Origin of the sequence: Ramlibacter tataouinensis (assembly GCF_027941915.1) — a bacterium.
Lineage (GTDB): Bacteria > Pseudomonadota > Gammaproteobacteria > Burkholderiales > Burkholderiaceae_C > Ramlibacter > Ramlibacter tataouinensis_C.
The window spans coordinates 636,138-652,504 of record NZ_CP116009.1 but is presented as its reverse complement, the minus strand read 5'-3'; the positions used below and the strand labels follow the sequence as shown (position 1 = coordinate 652,504).

At 70.5% G+C, this 16,367-nt stretch carries 12 protein-coding genes; 9 read left to right on the top strand and 3 right to left on the bottom strand.

The features are described 5' to 3' along the window. Positions 1 to 5: 5 nt before the first annotated feature. Genes PE066_RS02945 through PE066_RS02915 form a run of 7 tightly spaced genes read left to right on the top strand, consistent with a single transcriptional unit; the run spans position 6 to position 8,292 of the window. Positions 6 to 3,794 carry a nitrate reductase subunit alpha gene (locus tag PE066_RS02945; RefSeq protein ID WP_271235071.1) on the top strand — a complete coding sequence of 1,263 codons (3,789 nt, stop codon included), beginning with the start codon at positions 6 to 8 and terminating at the stop codon, positions 3,792 to 3,794. Then, positions 3,791 to 5,320 carry a nitrate reductase subunit beta gene (narH, locus tag PE066_RS02940; RefSeq protein WP_271235070.1) on the top strand — a complete coding sequence of 510 codons (1,530 nt, stop codon included), beginning with the start codon at positions 3,791 to 3,793 and terminating at the stop codon, positions 5,318 to 5,320. Before PE066_RS02945 ends, narH begins: the two co-directional genes overlap by 4 nt. Further along, entirely contained in the window at positions 5,317 to 5,988 is a 672-nt protein-coding gene (narJ, locus tag PE066_RS02935) for a nitrate reductase molybdenum cofactor assembly chaperone (protein WP_271235069.1), read from the top strand. Before narH ends, narJ begins: the two co-directional genes overlap by 4 nt. 52 nt (positions 5,989 to 6,040) lie before the next feature. After that, complete coding sequence (narI, locus tag PE066_RS02930) at positions 6,041 to 6,829, top strand: respiratory nitrate reductase subunit gamma (protein WP_271235068.1); 789 nt, start codon at positions 6,041 to 6,043, stop codon at positions 6,827 to 6,829. Continuing rightward, positions 6,826 to 7,800 (top strand): peptidylprolyl isomerase, encoded by a 975-nt coding sequence (locus tag PE066_RS02925; protein ID WP_271235067.1) that lies wholly within the window; start codon positions 6,826 to 6,828, stop codon positions 7,798 to 7,800. The genes narI and PE066_RS02925 overlap by 4 nt, the downstream gene beginning before the upstream one ends. Next, positions 7,800 to 8,093 carry a hypothetical protein gene (locus PE066_RS02920; RefSeq protein WP_271235066.1) on the top strand — a complete coding sequence of 98 codons (294 nt, stop codon included), beginning with the start codon at positions 7,800 to 7,802 and terminating at the stop codon, positions 8,091 to 8,093. The genes PE066_RS02925 and PE066_RS02920 overlap by 1 nt, the downstream gene beginning before the upstream one ends. Beyond that, on the top strand, positions 8,068 to 8,292 hold the full coding sequence (locus PE066_RS02915; RefSeq protein WP_271235065.1) for a hypothetical protein: 225 nt from the start codon (positions 8,068 to 8,070) through the stop codon (positions 8,290 to 8,292). Before PE066_RS02920 ends, PE066_RS02915 begins: the two co-directional genes overlap by 26 nt. Before the next feature lie 447 nt (positions 8,293 to 8,739). Here PE066_RS02915 and PE066_RS02910 read toward each other — a convergent pair whose 3' ends face one another. Further along, positions 8,740 to 9,906 (bottom strand): mandelate racemase/muconate lactonizing enzyme family protein, encoded by a 1,167-nt coding sequence (locus tag PE066_RS02910; RefSeq protein ID WP_271235064.1) that lies wholly within the window; start codon positions 9,904 to 9,906, stop codon positions 8,740 to 8,742. Between the two features lie 105 nt (positions 9,907 to 10,011). On the opposite strand from PE066_RS02910, the gene PE066_RS02905 reads away from it, so the two are divergent. Both PE066_RS02905 and PE066_RS02900 read left to right on the top strand, forming a co-directional pair. Beyond that, positions 10,012 to 10,938, top strand: coding sequence for a LysR substrate-binding domain-containing protein (locus PE066_RS02905; protein WP_271235063.1), 927 nt, complete (start codon positions 10,012 to 10,014; stop codon positions 10,936 to 10,938). Between the two features lie 191 nt (positions 10,939 to 11,129). Then, complete coding sequence (locus PE066_RS02900) at positions 11,130 to 11,741, top strand: DUF2231 domain-containing protein (RefSeq protein ID WP_271235062.1); 612 nt, start codon at positions 11,130 to 11,132, stop codon at positions 11,739 to 11,741. A 4-nt stretch (positions 11,742 to 11,745) separates the two neighbouring features. On the opposite strand, the gene PE066_RS02895 is transcribed toward PE066_RS02900, so the two are convergent. Together PE066_RS02895 and PE066_RS02890 are read right to left on the bottom strand one after the other, a co-directional pair. Continuing rightward, complete coding sequence (locus PE066_RS02895) at positions 11,746 to 13,755, bottom strand: acetoacetate--CoA ligase (RefSeq protein WP_271235061.1); 2,010 nt, start codon at positions 13,753 to 13,755, stop codon at positions 11,746 to 11,748. An 84-nt stretch (positions 13,756 to 13,839) separates the two neighbouring features. After that, entirely contained in the window at positions 13,840 to 16,359 is a 2,520-nt protein-coding gene (locus PE066_RS02890) for an ATP-binding response regulator (RefSeq protein WP_271235060.1), read from the bottom strand. Positions 16,360 to 16,367: the final 8 nt, after the last annotated feature.

Genomic DNA, 16,367 nt, shown 5'->3' with positions numbered 1-16,367 from the left:
TTGCGGTGAGCCATTTCCTCGACCGAATCACCTACTTCCGGCAGGCCCGGGAGACCTTCTCCGGCGGCCACGGCATCACCACCAACGAGAGCCGGTCCTGGGAGGACGCCTACCGCAAGCGCTGGGCCGCCGACAAGATCGTGCGCAGCACCCACGGCGTGAACTGCACGGGCTCGTGCTCGTGGAAGATCTACGTCAAGGGCGGCATCGTGACCTGGGAGACCCAGCAGACCGACTACCCGCGCACCCGGCCCGACCTGCCCAACCACGAGCCGCGCGGTTGCCCGCGCGGCGCCAGCTACAGCTGGTACCTGTACTCGGGCACCCGCATCAAGTACCCGCTGGTGCGCAGCCGCCTGCTGCGCCACTGGCGCGAGGCCCGCGCAACGATGACCCCGGTGGCGGCCTGGAAGGCCATCGTCGGCGACCCGGACAAGCGCCTGGACTGGGTGCGCAAGCGCGGCCGCGGCGGCTTCGTGCGGGCCGGCTGGGACGAGGTCAACGAGATCATCGCCGCCGCCAACGCCTACACCATCAAGGAATACGGGCCGGACCGCATCGCCGGTTTCTCGCCGATCCCGGCCATGTCGATGATCTCGTACGCGGCAGGATCGCGTTACCTGTCGTTGATCGGCGCCAACCTGCTGTCGTTCTACGACTGGTACTGCGACCTGCCGCCGTCGTCGCCGCAGACCTGGGGCGAGCAGACCGACGTGCCCGAGAGCGCCGACTGGTACAACGCCGGCTTCCTGCTGGTGTGGGGCTCCAACATCCCGATGACCCGGGCCCCGGACGCGCACTTCTATGCCGAGTCGCGCTACCGCGGCACCAAGAGCGTGGTGATCGCGCCCGACTTCAACGAGGCGGCCAAGTTCTCCGACATGTGGCTGCATCCCAAGCAGGGCACCGACGCCGCGCTGGCCCTGGCCTTCGGCCACGTGGTGCTGCGCGAGTTCCACCTCGACCGGCAGGTGCCGTACTTCGAGGACTACACCCGCAAGTACTCCGACTTCCCGATGCTGGTCAAGCTGGTGGAGCAGGGCGGCCGGCTGGTGCCCGACCGGCTGCTGCGCGCCGCCGACCTGGTCGACTCGCTCGGCGAATCGAACAATCCCGACTGGAAGACCGTGGCCTTCGACGAGGCGAGTGACACGATGGTGGCGCCGCTCGGCTCGGTCGGCTTCCGCTGGGGCGAGCAGGGCAAGTGGAACCTGGAGGAAAAGGACGGGCAGGGCCGCGAGGTGCGCCTGCTGCGGACGTTCGAGAAGCAGAACGACGGCATCGTGCCGGTGGCCTTCCCCTATTTCGGCAGCGAGGCGCCGCACGACTTCGTCGCCACCGCGCACGAGGAGGTGCTGCTGCGCCACGTGCCGGTGCGCGAGATCGAGCTGGCCGGCGGCGGCAAGGCCAAGGTCGCCACCGTGTTCGACCTCTTCTGCGCCAGCTACGGCCTGGACCGCGGCTTCGGCGGCGCCAACGTGGCGCGCAGCTTCGACGAGGACGTGCCGTTCACGCCGGGCTGGGCCGAGAAGGTGACGGGCGTGCCGCGCGAGCGCATCGTCCAGGTGGCGCGCGAGTTCGCCGACAACGCGGCGAAGACGCAGGGCAAGTCCATGGTCATCCTGGGCGCCGGGCTGAACCACTGGTACCACATGGACATGAGCTACCGCGGGATCATCTCGCTGCTCGTGATGTGCGGCTGCGTCGGCCAGAGCGGCGGCGGCTGGAGCCACTACGTGGGCCAAGAGAAGCTGCGGCCGCAGACCGGCTGGCTGCCGATCGCCTTCGCCAGCGACTGGGTGCGGCCGCCGCGCCAGATGAACGCCACCAGCTTCTTCTACGCCCACACCGACCAGTGGCGCTACGAGACGCTGCGCATCGACGACATCCTGTCGCCCACCGCGCCGCCGGGCGACTGGTCGGGTGCGATCCTGGACTACAACGTGCGCGCCGAGCGCATGGGCTGGCTGCCGTCGGCGCCGCAGCTGCAGGCCAACCCGATCGAGCTCGGGCGCCGGCTCAAGGCCGCGGGTGCCGACATCCAGCAGGAGGTGCCGCGCCTGCTGAAGTCGGGCGAGGTCAAGCTGGCCTGCCTGGACCCGGACAACCCGGTCAACTGGCCGCGCAACATGTTCTTCTGGCGCGGCAACGTGCTGGGCGCCAGCGGCAAGGGCCACGAGTACTTTCTCAAGCACTTCATCGGCTCGCTGCACGGCATCGTCGGCACCGACGACGTGCGCGCCGGCATCCAGAAGCCGACGGAAGTGGTCTGGCACGAGCAGGCGCCGGTCGGCAAGCTGGACCTGATGGTGAACATCGACTTCCGCATGTGCACCACCAGCATCTACGCCGACATCGTGCTGCCCACGGCCACCTGGTACGAGAAGCACGACCTCAACACCACCGACATGCACCCCTTCATCCACCCGCTGACGGCGGCGGTGGACCCGGCCTGGGAGGCACGTACCGACTGGGCGATCTTCCGCGGCATCGCCGAGAAGTTCTCGCAGGTGGCGCCCGAGGTGCTGGGCGTGGAGCACGACCTGGTGCTGCAGCCGCTGCAGCACGACAGCAAGGGCGAGATCGCCCAGCCCTACGCACCGCGCGACTGGGGCCGCGGCGAGTGCGAGCCGCAGCCGGGCCGGACCATGTCGAACGTGTTCCTGGTCGAGCGCGACTACCCGGCCACCTACGCGCGCTTCACCTCGCTCGGGCCGGCGCTGGACCAGCTGGGCAACGGCTCCAAGGGCATCCAATGGGACACCCGGCACGAGGTGGCCGGGCTGAAGGCGCTCAACGGCACGGTGCCCGACGGTCCGGCCGCCGGCCGGCCGCGGATGGAGACCGACATCGAGGCCTGCGAAGCCGTGCTGTACCTGGCGCCCGAGACCAACGGCGAAGTCGCCGTGAAGGCGTGGGAGGCGCTGGCCAAGGCCACCGGGCGCGAGCACGCCCACCTGGCCGAGGGACGGCACGAGGAGAAGATCCGCTTTCGCGACATCACCGCGCAGCCGCGCAAGATCATCTCCTCGCCGACCTGGTCGGGCATCGAGAGCGAGGCGGTCTGCTACAACGCCGGCTACACCAACGTGCACGAGCTGATCCCCTGGCGCACGCTCACCGGGCGGCAGTCGCTGTACCAGGACCACCCCTGGATGCTGGCGTTCGGCGAGGGCTTCGTCACCTGGCGCCCGCCGATCGACACCCGCACCGTGCGCCAGGTGCTGGGCAAGCTGCCCAACGGCAACCGCGAGATCCAGCTCAACATCCTGACGCCGCACCAGAAGTGGGGCATCCACTCGACCTACACCGAGTCGCTGATCATGCTCACGCTCAGCCGCGGCGGCCCGACGGTGTGGGTCAGCGAGGTGGATGCGCGCGAGGCCGGCATCGAGGACAACGACTGGATCGAGGTCTTCAACATGAACGGTGCGCTGACGGCGCGCGCCATCGTCTCGCAGCGCATCATGGCCGGCACGGCCATCATGTACCACGCGCAGGAGAAGCTGGTGAACGTGGTCGGCTCCGAGATCACCGGCCAGCGCGGCGGCATCCACAACTCGGTCACCCGCATCAACATGAAGCCCACCCACATGGTGGGCGGCTACGCGCAACTGGCCTACGGCTTCAACTACTACGGCACTGTGGGCGCCAACCGCGACGAGTTCGTCATCGTGCGCAAGATGAGCCAGGTCAACTGGTTCGACAAGGCGGCCGATGACGCCGTGCACGCCGGCGGCGGCAGCGCCGACTGGGGCAAGGGCGTGGTCGCCCGCAAGGAGGTGGTGCGATGAAAGTCCGCGCGCAGATCCCGATGGTGCTGAACCTGGACAAGTGCATCGGCTGCCACACCTGCTCGATCACCTGCAAGAACGTCTGGACCAACCGCGAGGGCCAGGAATACGCCTGGTACAACAACGTCGAGTCCAAGCCCGGCATCGGCTATCCCAAGGACTGGGAGAACCAGCAGCGCTGGCGCGGCGGCTGGGTGCGCAAGAAGAACGGGAAGATCGAGCCGCGGCTGGGTTCCAAGTGGCGCATCCTGGCCAAGATCTTTGCCAACCCGCACCTGCCGGAGATCGACGACTTCTACGAGCCCTACACCTACGACTACGGCTGGCTGCAGAGCGCCGGCGAGCTGCAGGCGCAGCCGGTGGCCAAGCCGCGCTCGCTGGTGACCGGCGAGGTGCTGAACAAGATCGAGTGGAGCGGCAACTGGGAGGACATGCTGGGCGGCGAGTTCGCCAAGCGCTCGCACGACCAGAACTTCGAGGGCATCCAGAAGGAGATCTACGGCCAGTTCGAGCAGACCTTCCTGATGTACCTGCCGCGCCTGTGCGAGCACTGCCTGAACCCGTCGTGCGCGGCCTCCTGCCCGTCGGGCGCGATCTACAAGCGGGTGGAAGACGGCATCGTGCTGATCGACCAGGAGAAGTGCCGCGGCTGGCGCATGTGCGTGTCGGGCTGCCCGTACAAGAAGATCTACTACAACTGGTCCTCGGGCAAGAGCGAGAAGTGCATCTTCTGCTTCCCGCGCATCGAGACCGGCCAGCCGACGGTGTGTTCGGAGACCTGCGTGGGCCGCATCCGCTACCTGGGCGTGGTGCTGTACGACGCCGACCGCATCGAGGCGGCGGCGTCGGTCGAGGACCCGAAGGCGCTGTACCAGGCGCAGCTGGACCTGATGCTGGACCCGCGCGACCCCGAGGTGCAGCGCCAGGCCGCCATCGACGGCGTGCCGCGCCAGTGGATCGAGGCCGCGATGCGCTCGCCCTGCTGGAAGATGATGAAGGAGTGGAAGGTCGCCTTCCCGCTGCATCCGGAGTACCGCACCCTGCCCATGGTCTGGTACATCCCGCCGCTGTCGCCGATCCAGTCGGCGGCCGAGGCCGGCAAGCTGTCGGCCAGGGACGGCATGCCGGACGTGCGCTCGCTGCGCATCCCGCTGCGCTACCTGGCCAACCTGCTGACCGCCGGCGACGAGGCGCCGGTGGCGGCGGCGCTGGAGCGCATGCTGGCGATGCGCGCCTACATGCGGGCCAAGCGGGTCGATGGCCGCATCGACGAGTCGATCGCCGCGCGCGTGGGCCTGTCCGCCGCGACGCTGGAGGACATGTACCAGGTGATGGCGATCGCCAACTACGAGGACCGCTACGTCATCCCGACGGTGCGGCGCGAGCTGGAGGAAGACGCCTACTGGCTGCGCGGCTCCACCGGCTTCGGCTTCCGCGACCAGACCGAAGGGCGCAGCGGGCTGAACCTGTTCGGCGGCGGTCCCAGGCAGACGCCGCGCCACAAGGACATGGACGTGCCGACATGAGACTCACGGCCAAGGCATTGAGCGCACTGCTGGGCTATCCCAGTGCCGAACTGCAAGCCGCGGTGCCGGAGATCCGCGCCGCGCTCGAGACCGAAGGCGCGCTCGGCGCGCGCGAACTGCGCGCGCTGGAGCCGCTGCTGGTGCGGCTGTCCGCGCATGACATCTGGGACCTGCAAGAGCACTACAGCTCGCTGTTCGACAGCTCCGGCGCGCTGTCGCTGCACCTGTTCGAGCACGTGCACGGCGAGAGCCGCGAACGCGGCCAGGCCCTGGTGGACCTGGCCCGGCGCTACCAGGACCACGGCTTCCTGATGCAGGGCAGCGAGCTGCCCGACTACCTGCCGCTGTTCCTGGAGTTCGTGTCCTTCCTGCCGCCGGGCGAGGCGCGCGAGTGGCTCGGCCAGCCGGCCCACGTGTTCGGCGCGCTGGCCGAGCGCCTGCAGCAGCGCGGCACGCCGTATGCCGCCGTGTTCACCGCCCTGCTGGAGCTGGGTGCCGGCGCGCCCGATCCGCAGGCGCTGGACGAGGTGCGCCAGCGCCTGGCGGCGCACGAGGCGAAGTCGCTGGACGAGGTGTGGCAGGAAGAGCCGGTGACGTTCAGCGGCGCGCCGGCGCCGCAGGCCGCAGGCGGCCTCGTGCAGCGGCTCAAGGCCGCGATGGGACGCTAACGGGCCTGCTTTCCCACGCCGCGGCTCGCGATGGCCGCCATGGAGGACTGACATGAATGATTTTCTCAACCAGATGGCCTTCGGCTGGTTCCCCTACGTCGCCGTGATCGTGATGGTGGTGGGCAGCATCCTGCGCTTCGACAAGGACCAGTACGGCTGGCGCTCGCAGTCCAGCCAGTTCCTGCGCCGCAAGCAGATGCTGATCGGCTCCAACCTGTTCCACCTGGGCGTGATCGTGCTGTTCTTCGGCCACTTCGTCGGGTTGCTGACGCCGGTCTGGGTGTTCCATGCGGTGGGCTTCACCAACCAGAACAAGCAGATGATGGCCATGCTGGTGGGCGGCATCGCCGGCGTGTCGGCGCTGGCCGGCTGCACGCTGCTGCTGCACCGGCGCCTGTTCGACGCGCGCATCCGGCGCAGCTCCTCATGGGGCGACATCGCGGTGCTGGCGCTGATCTGGGTGCAGCTGGTGATGGGGGTGGGCACCATCTACTGGAGCATGCAGCACCTGGACGGCCGCGAGATGGTGCAGCTCATGGGCTGGGCGCACGGCATCCTCACGCTGAACCCGGGTGCGCCCGGCCAGCTCGACGAAGTCGGCGTGATCTTCAAGCTGCACATCATCCTGGGGCTGGTGCTGTTCCTGATCACGCCGTTCACCCGGCTGGTGCACATCTGGAGCGTGCCGATCTGGTTCCTGCTGCGCCCCGGGTACCAGATCGCCCGTTCGCGCGCGCCGCTGGGCCGGCCGCGTCCGCCGTCCGACGCCACCGGCCTGGGCCAGCCCTATGCCAGCGAGGTGGTGTCGCGGGCCCAGTCGCAAAGCGGGCAGCCGACATGAACGAAGCCCTCACGCCCGCAAAGCCCGTTGCGCGGCCCGAGCCGCAGATGCCGTCGGCCTGCTCCAGCGGCGGCTGTGGCTGCGGCAGTGGCGGCGGGGGCGGTGGCACCACGTCCACCATCCGCATCCACCGCCGCGGCGAAGCAACGGCCGAACCGGCGCTGCCGCCGGCCTACGTCAGCGTCAGCGTCAACGGCACTCCCATCCCGCCCGAGGCCATCGCCGAGGAGGCGCAGCAGCACCCGGCGCCCGACCCGGCCGCCGCCTGGCGTGCGGCGGCCCGCGCGCTGGCCATCCGCGAGATGCTGCTGCAGGAGGCGCGCCGCCTCGGCCTGGCCGCCGAACCCGAGACCGACGAAGCCGGTCGCCGCGAAGTCGACGAGGAGGCACTGATCCGCGCCGTGCTGGAGACCCAGGCGGCGCCGGCCACGCCCACGCGCGAGGAGTGCCTGCGCGTCTACGAGCAGCGTCGCGAGCGCTTCCGCACGCCGCCGCTGCTGGAGGCCAGCCACATCCTCATCGAGCCCGGCAGCGGCGACGAGGCCGGCTGGGCCGAGGCGCACCGGCAGGCGCGCCTGATCGCGCAGGAGGTCGGCGACGACCCGGCCGCCTTTGCCGAAGCGGCGCAGGCGTTCTCGTCGTGTCCGTCGAAGATGCAGGGCGGCTCGCTCGGGCAGCTGCAGCCGGGCGAACTGGTGCCGGTCGTGCAGTCGGCGATCGAGGCGCTGCCGGAAGGCACGACCGGCCGCGAGCCGGTGCGCTCGCGCTTCGGCTGGCACGTGCTGCGGCTGCAGCGGCGCATTCCCGGGCGCGAGCTGCCGTTCGAACTGGTGGAGGCGCGCATCGCCGACATGCTGGAGGCGCGCTCGTGGACGCTGGCGGCGGCGCGCTACACCGCGTCGCTGGCCGCATCTGCCGAGCTGGAAGGCGTGTCGCTGACGCCCGGCGAACTGGAGGCCCAGCTGTGGTGATGCTGGGCGACCTGCTGGCGCATGCCGAGGGGGCGGCGGCCGCGCTGCCGTCGGCGCTCGCGCACGAGATCGAGGCGGCCGGTTCGCAGCCGGAGGCCTTCGCCCGCCTTGCGGTGTCGCGCTTCGAGCGGCATGCTTCGCCCGAGGACTGGGTGAACCTGATGTCGCGCGTTTCGGGCGCCGCCGATCCGGCCCAGGCCTGCCTCGAATTCATGGTGCGCTGGAGCTTGCGCGCCACGGCCCCGGCTTCGCTGCAGGAGGAAACGCATGAGCAACACCACCCCCACCGGTGACGACGGCGCCGGCCGCGAAGCGCTCAACCCCGCCCTGCACCGCAGCACCGACGAGACCTACGGCAAGGACTTCCACGGCACCGACCCGATGAAGAGCGTGTCGGTGCAAGACACGAAGGAGGGCGACAGCTGGCCCGCCATCTGGGCCATCGTGGCGGGAATCTGCATCCTGGTGACGCTGTACCTGCTGGTGACCTGAGACCTCGAATTCCCCGCTACCCTCGCGTCATCCCCCGCGATGGCGGGGGATCCACCGCAACGCGCGAAAAGAATCCGTACGGCGATCGGGGGGCGCGGCGGGCGGCGCCTGGCGGTGCTTCATGGTGTGGCGGCCCCTGCTCGCTGTCGCTCGCAGGGGCTTCCCGCGAAATTTCTCCGGCCTGGGGCGGGCGGCATAACTCGCTGCGCTCCTTCGTCGCGCTGCTCAAACAGATGCCGCCAGTCAGAGCACGGTCGCGCGCCTGCGGCGCGCTGCCCCAGGCCGGAGAAATTTCGCGGCGCCCCACAAATCAGCCCCGCCAGACGCCGCCCGCCGCGGGAAACGCACCACGGGTGCAAACAGGCATCAACGCGTGCCCAAGGCGAAGGCGGGCGGGAATCCAGCGCTCGCATCTCAGCAGCGCGCCCCCGTTCCGCGGATCGCCGGTCAGCCCGCCAGCGCCTTCATCTCCCGGTACAGGTCCGACTTGCCCTCGAAGCCGATGCCGGGCAGCTCGGGCAGGGTGACGTGGCTGTCCTCGACCTTCACGCCGTCGGGAAAGCCGCCATAGGGCTGGAACAGGTCGGGATAGGACTCGTTGCCGCCCAGGCCCAGGCCGGCTGCGATGTTCAGCGACATCTGGTGGCCGCCGTGCGGGATGCAGCGGCGGGCCGACCAGCCGTGCTGCTCGAGCATCTCCAGCGTGCGCAGGTACTCCACCAGGCCGTAGCTCAGGGCGCAGTCGAACTGCAGCCAGTCGCGGTCCGGGCGCATGCCGCCGTAGCGGATCAGGTTGCGGGCGTCCTGCATGGAGAACAGGTTCTCGCCGGTCGCCATCGGGTTGGCGTAGTAGTTGCGCAGGGTGGCCTGCAGCTCGAAGTCGAGCGGATCGCCCGCCTCCTCGTACCAGAACAGGTCGTAGCGCGACAGCGCCTTGGCATAGGCGATGGCGGTGTCCAGGTCGAAGCGGCCGTTGGCGTCCACGCACAGCTTCTGGCCGTCCTGCAGCACCTCCATGACCGCGTCGATGCGCCGCAGGTCCTCGTCGAGCGAGGCGCCGCCGATCTTCTTCTTGACCACCGTGTAGCCGCGGTCGAGGTAGCTGCGCATCTCGTCCTGCAGCTTGCGCAGGTCCTGGCCCGGGTAGTAGTAGCCGCCGGCAGCGTAGACGAAGACCTTGCGGTCGGGCTTGCCGTCGCCGTAGCGGTCGGCCAGCAACTGGAACAGCGGCTTGCCTTCGATCTTGGCCACCGCATCCCAGACCGCCATGTCGATGGTGCCGATCGCCACCGAGCGCTCGCCGTGGCCGCCCGGCTTCTCGTTCTGGAACATCGCGGCCCAGATCCGGTGCGGATCGAGGTTGTCGCCGCCGTCGTCGACCAGCGAGGCGGGGTCGGCCTGCAGGATGCGCGGGATGAAGCGCTCGCGCATCAGGGTGCCCTGGCCGTAGCGGCCGTTGGAGTTGAAGCCGTAGCCGATCACCGGCTTGCCGTCGCGGATCTCGTCGGTGACGACCGCCACGAGGCTCAGGTTCATCTTGCTAAAGTCGATGTACGCATTGCGGATCGACGAGCTGATGGGGACGGTCTTTTCACGGATTTCGACGATCTTCATGGCGTGGCGGCAGAGCCTGGGTTGGAACGGCGCCGATGTTCGCCGTTCGACCGCGCCGGCGCCAATGCTCGTTTTGGCTGCTTCCATGCACCGCACGAACCGCCCATGAACTTCAACTTCACCTGGCTCGAGGACTTCCTGGCGCTGGCCGCCACGGGCAACTTCTCGCGGGCCGCGCAGGAGCGGCACAGCTCGCAACCGGCCTTCAGCCGGCGCGTGCGGGCGCTGGAGGAATGGCTCGGCGCGCCGCTGGTGGACCGCAGCACCCAGCCGGCCCGGCTGACCGAGGCCGGCGAATGGTTCCGGGGCGTGGCCCAGGACCTGGTGGCCCGGGCCGCCCGGCTGCCGGGCGAGGCCCGGCAGGTGGCGCAGGCGCGCTCGGCCACCCTGCGCATCGCCAGCACGCACGCGCTGTCGTTCACCTTCCTGCCGCGCTGGCTGCGCAGCCTGGAGGCCCGGCTCGCGCTGGGCCCGGTCGAACTGGCCTCCGACGTGCTGGCGCGCTGCGAAGCGCAGATGCAGGAGGGCAAGGTCCACTTCGTGCTGGCCCATGCCCACCCGGGTGCGCGCGGCCCGCTCGACTCGCACGCCTACCGGTGCGCCCGCATCGGCGGCGATCAACTGGTTCCGGTGTCCAGGCCGGGGGCCGAGGGCGGCCCGCTGCACCGGCTGGAGAACGGGCCGGCGCAGGCGAGCGTGCCGCTGCTCGCCTACACCGACGAATCGGGCATGGGCCGGGTCGTGCGTTCGGTGCTGGGCGGCCGGCTGGAGGTCATGGCCTCGCACGTCGTCTTCAGCGCCCACCTGGCTTCCGTGCTGCGGTCGATGGCGCTGGACGGCCGCGGCATCGCCTGGCTGCCCCGCACGCTGGTCGAGGAGGACCTTGCCGCGGGCCGGCTGGTGGCCGCGGCGGCGGAGGGGCCCTGGGCGGTGGACCTGGAGATCCGCCTCTATCGCCAGCGCGACGCGGCGGGCCGCGCAGCCGAGGCGTTCTGGGAGGCGGCGGTGCCCAGCGAGTCCGCCGGCCCCTAGCGGCCGGTGGCCGAAGGCGAAGCTGCGGCGCCGCTGGGCCGGGCCCGCCCGCGCCACGTCCGCGCGGGCGATCCAAGCAGGCTCTTCCAGTCCCGCTTGCAGGACAGGACCACGGGAAAGTCCAAGAGATGTCCTACGGCAGCCCGGCTGCGATGCGGCCAGAGTGGGGAGGAACGAAAGGGAGCACCGCCATGCGCACACCTGCCCAGATAGCCGGACATCCGATCCACCCGATGCTGGTGTCCATCCCGATCGGCTTGTGGATCTTCTCCCTGGTCTGCGACTTCTTGGCCTTGCGTTCGGGAGCGCTGGCGAGCTGGCAGACCGCTTCGCTGTACGCGATGGTCGGCGGCATCATCGGTGCGCTGGCGGCGGCCATCCCGGGCCTGGTCGATCTCATGTCGCTGCGCGACAAGCCCATCTTCTCCACCGCGCTCACCCACATGGGCCTGAACCTTGCGATCGTGGTCCTGTATGTCGTCAATGCCTGGTTGCGCATGGCCGAAGCAGCGACCGCCGGCACGCCGCTGGTCCTGTCGCTGGTCGCCATCGCGATGCTGCTGGTGTCCGGCTGGCTGGGCGGCAAGATGGTGTACGAGGCCGGCGTCGGCGTGCACGCGGAGGAAATGGCGGCGAGCGCCACCCCGGCTGGCGGCTGGCGGCAGGCGGGCGGCGCCAGCGCGTCGCGCGCGGGCTGGACGCCGACAGCAGCCAATCCGGACCGCGCCATGGCCAGCGATTCCTCGCGCCCGCGGGACACCGGGCGCGCCGAGCGGCCCGGCGCGGAAAACCTGGGCAAGTAACGCGTCAGCGCCCGCCCGGAGCGCGCTGCGCGGCCAGGCGCAGGAAGAAGTCCAGGCTGTCGGGGTTGGCCATGGCGTCGCGGCTGGCCACCTTGTCGGCCGGCGCGCCCAGCAGCAGCTTGCGCACCGGCACTTCCATCTTCTTGCCGGTGAGCGTGCGCGGCACGTCGTCCACCTGGTACACCGCATCCGGCACGTGCCGCGGCGAGGCGGCGCTGCGGATGCGGGCGAGCAGCTCGTTGCGCAGGGCGTCGTCCAGTGACGCACCGGGTGCCAGCACCACGAACAGCAGCAGGGCCGAGGGGCGGCCCAGGTACTCCAGGTCCACCACCAGGCTGTCGCGCACCTGCGGCAGCGCCTCGACCACGCGGTAGATCTCCGCCGTGCCCATGCGGATGCCGCCGCGGTTGATGGTGCTGTCCGAGCGGCCGTAGATCACGGCCGTGCCGCGCGGCGTGAAGCGGATCCAGTCACCGTGGCGCCAGACCCCGGGCCAGGTGTCGAAGTAGCTGTCGCGGTAGCGCTGGCCATCCGGATCGTTCCAGAAGAACAGCGGCATCGACGGCATGGGCTGGGTGACGACCAGTTCGCCGACCTCGTCGTGCACCGGCCGGCCGGCCTCGTCGTAGGCGTACACCGCCACCCCCAGCTCGGGGCACTGGATCTCGCCGGCGAACACGGGCAGCGACGGCGCGCAGGCCACGAAGCCGGAGGCGATGTCGGTGCCGCCGCTGATCGAGGCCAGCCAGACATCCGGCTTGACCGCCTCGTACACCCAGCGGTAGGCGTCCTGCGGCAGCGGCGAGCCGGTGGCGTTGATGGCGCGCAGCCGCGCCAGCCGGGCGAAGTCGCGCGGGCGCAGGCCCTGCTTCATGCAGTTCACCAGGAACGCCGCGCCGCAGCCGAACAGCGTGACGCCCTGTTCGTCCATGAAGCGCCACAGCGCCTCGCCGTCGGGCCAGGCCGGGTTGCCGTCGTACAGCACGATGCTGGCGCCGGCGAGCAGGGCGCCGAGCTGCAGGTTCCAGACGATCCAGCCGGTGCCGCCGAGGAACAGGATGCGGTCGCCCGGCCGCACGTCGTGCTGCAGCGCCTGGGTCTTCAGGTGCGTCAGCACGATGCCGCCATGGCCATGCACCATGGCCTTGGGAAGGCCGGTGGTGCCGGAGGAGTACACGATCCACAGCGGGTGCTCGAACGGCAGGCGCTCGAAGCGCAGTTCGGCCGGGCCGGCGACCGCCTCGGCCCAGGCCAGCGCGTCGTGCCAGCCGGTAGCGCGCCCGGGCGCCAGCGGCCCCGGCACGTGGACCACGGTGTGCACGCTGGGCAGCTGGTCGAGCAACTGCGCCACCGTCGCGGCGCGATCGTGCACCTTGCCGTTGTAGCTGTAGCTGTCGGCGGCGAGCAGCACCGACGGCTCGATCTGCGTCCAGCGGTCCAGCAGCACCGACGGACCCATGTCCGGCGCGCAGCTCGACCAGATCGCGCCCATGCTGGCGCAGGCCAGCATCGCGGCGACCGTCTCGACCCGGCTGGGCAGGTAGGAGGCCACCCGGTCGCCGGGTCGCACGCCGCGCGCCTTCAGGGTGGCCGCGAAGGCGCCGGTGAGGCGGCGCAGCTCTTCCCACGACACCTCGCGCAGCGCGCTTTGCTCGTCGCGCGCGATCAGCGCCGGGCGATCGGCCGCTGCCTGGCGGAAGATGTGCTCGGCGTAGTTCAGGCGGGCGTTGGGAAACCACTGGGCCCCCGGCAGGGTGCGCCGGCCCAGCACCGGTTCGGGCGAGCCGTTGGCCTGCACCTCGAAGAAGTCCCAGATGCTGCGCCAGAAGGGCTCCAGCTGGTCGACCGACCACAGCCACAGCGCCTGGTACGAATCGAAGGCCAGTCCGTGGCGTTCGGACAGCCAGCGCTGGTAGCCCGCCAGCCGCGAGGCCTGGACCTGCGCCGGGCCCGGGGCCCACAGCAGGGAGGGCGCGTCCTCGCGCGGCGGGCTTGGCTGGTGCGACAGGGCCATTCTCATTTCCGGCTGCCGGCGAACGTGCCGGAATGGCCCAACGGTACTTGCATGCGCGCCGCCGGGGCGGCCGCAGGGTCTCTCTCAGCCGGACAGCTGCTCCGCGGCCGGGCGATAGCCGGCACGGAACGCCTGTTGCGTCCGCGCGTGCAGGTGGACGAGCTTGTCGTGCCAGCCCGGCCCGGGCCATTGCCTGTTCTCGACCAGCTGCGCGTACAGCGATCGCGTCTCCTGGTGCAGCTTGTGCAAGCCGGCGTTGCCGCAGATCCCGACCAGCGAATGCAGCAGCTCGCGCGTGGCTTCGAAGTCCTGTTGCGCCAGCGGCTCCTGGAGCTCGTCGATCAGGATCCGCGACGCCTGGATCGCCTGCGGAACATCGTCCTCGAGCATGCCGACGCGGCGCAGGCTTTCCAGCCGGCTGGCGTTGAGCAGCTGTTCCTCGCGCAGGTCGGGCACGGGCGGGCGGCCAGCGGCCGCAGAAACGGCCGCGCGGCTGCCGGCGCCCAGGTGCCGGGCCAGCTTGGCGAGCAGGTCGCCCGGCTGGGCCGGCTTGGAGACGAAGTCGCTGATGCCTGCCGCGCGGGCCTTTTCGACCGCCGCGGCGTCGTCGCGGGCGCTCAGCGCGATCAGCACCGGCTTGCGGGCGAGATCCGAGTCGCGCACGGCCTGGGCCAGCCCGATGCCGTCGAGCGCCGGCATGTGCAGGTCCGTCACCACCGCGTCCACCGGCGCGGCTTGCAGCCTGCGCAAGGCGGCGGCGCCATCTTCGGCTTCCGCCACCTCGATGCCGTGCTGCTCCAGCAGGACGCGCAGGTAGCGGCGGCTGAAGGCGTCATCGTCGGCCACCAGGATCGTCTTGCCGGCCAGGCCGGCGGCGGCCCGGTCGCGCTCGTCGGCCTCGCGGGCGTGCTCGTGGGCCCGGCAGAGGGCTTCGAGCAGCTGCACCTGGGAACACGGCTTGCCGACCACTGCGTCCACGGCGACCCGCTCCAGCTTGGCCAGCGCCACCGCCGCGGGTTCGGCGGTGAGGGCGACGATCGGCACCCGTGCCAGGCCGGGAATGCGCCCGGAGCGGATGCTCTCGGCCGTGCCGTAGCCGTCCAGCACGGGCATGGCCAGGTCGAGGACGATCGCATCGACCGGGCTGCGCGCCAGCCTCTCCAGGGCCTGCTGCCCGTTCCCGGCCTCCTCGATCTGCACGTCCAGCGGCGCCAGCAGCGCGCGCGTGGTCTCGCGCAGCGCCGGGACATCGTCCACCACCAGCACCCGCTTGCCGGCGAAGGCGAGCCGGGCCCGCTCCAGCACCTGCGCTTCGTGCGCGGCGATCTCCGCGGCGGGAACGGCCGGGAAGTACAGGCTGAAGCGGGTGAACCGGCCCAGCTCCGACTCGCAGCCGATGTCGCCCCCGAACGCCTGCATGGTGCGCCTGCAGAACGACAGCCCCAGTCCGGTCCCGCCGGCCTTGCCCGAGGTGTGGAACGACTCGAACGCGCGGGCCAGCACCTCCGGCTTCATGCCCGGGCCGGTGTCTTCGAAGGTGACGCAGTGGCGGTCCACGACCACCCGGACGCGGGCCTGCGGATGGCTGGCGAAGTAGTAGAGCGCGTTCTTCAGCAGGTTGAACAGCACGAACACATAGCGTGTCTCGTCGACCTTGAACACGAAGTCCTGCGCCACGTGCAGCTCGACGCGGGCGCGATGGTCGGCGCTGTCGTAGCCGAACCGGTCCAGGGCCTTGCGGGTGGTGCACTCGGCCGACAGGTAGCGCAGGCTCGAGTTGTCCAGCGGCTTGGCATGGATCTCGTCCAGCGTCATGGCGATCATCTGCAGGCCGCGCTCGATCGCGAAGCGGCCTTCGGCCAGCTCCTCGTGCAGGGCGTTCAGGTCATCGGCCGACAGGCTGGCGCCGGGGCGGTCCGCGGCCGGCCGGGGCAGCCTCCGGTTGACGGTCTCCAGCCGCTGGCGCAACTGGCCCAGCGGGTTGCGCAGCTCGTGGGCGATCGAGCCGGCCAGGTCCTTCAGCGTGTCGATCCGCTGCCGCGCCAGCATGCCCGCCAGGTTGCTGCGCATGAACAGCAGCCCGGCGGTGGCGGTATAGACCAGCGCCTGGATGTGGACCGACTTGACGATGGCGTGGTTGAGCGCGCCGAAGCCGGGGATCGTGAGCCAGCCGGCCAGCACCCCCAGGCCGATCCCGAGGGCAATGTTGGCGAGCGCGAGCAGGTAGTGCGGGAAGACCACGATGACGAAGAACACCATCGTGACTTCCAGCATCGAGCGCAGCACCGAGTAGTTGCTCCCCAGCAGCTGGTAGGTGGCATAGAACGGCAGCGTGTACATCACGCCGGCGAACCAGACCCACGGCAGCAGCGGCTGGAGCCGGCGCGGCCAGTGCGGGCTCAGGAACACGGCCAGGCACAGCAGCACCGCGATGGCGCGCAGCCCCAGGCTCTCGTGCTCGACCGGCGTGACGTGCAGCCACAGGATGCCGTAGCCGGTGAAGACGGCCGCGCCGACGCCGGCCGCCACCACCATGCTGCGGGCCGACGCGGTCGTGCTCTCCCGCAGGGCGGCATCGAACCGGCGCAACAGGTCCTTCAGCATGCAGGCGG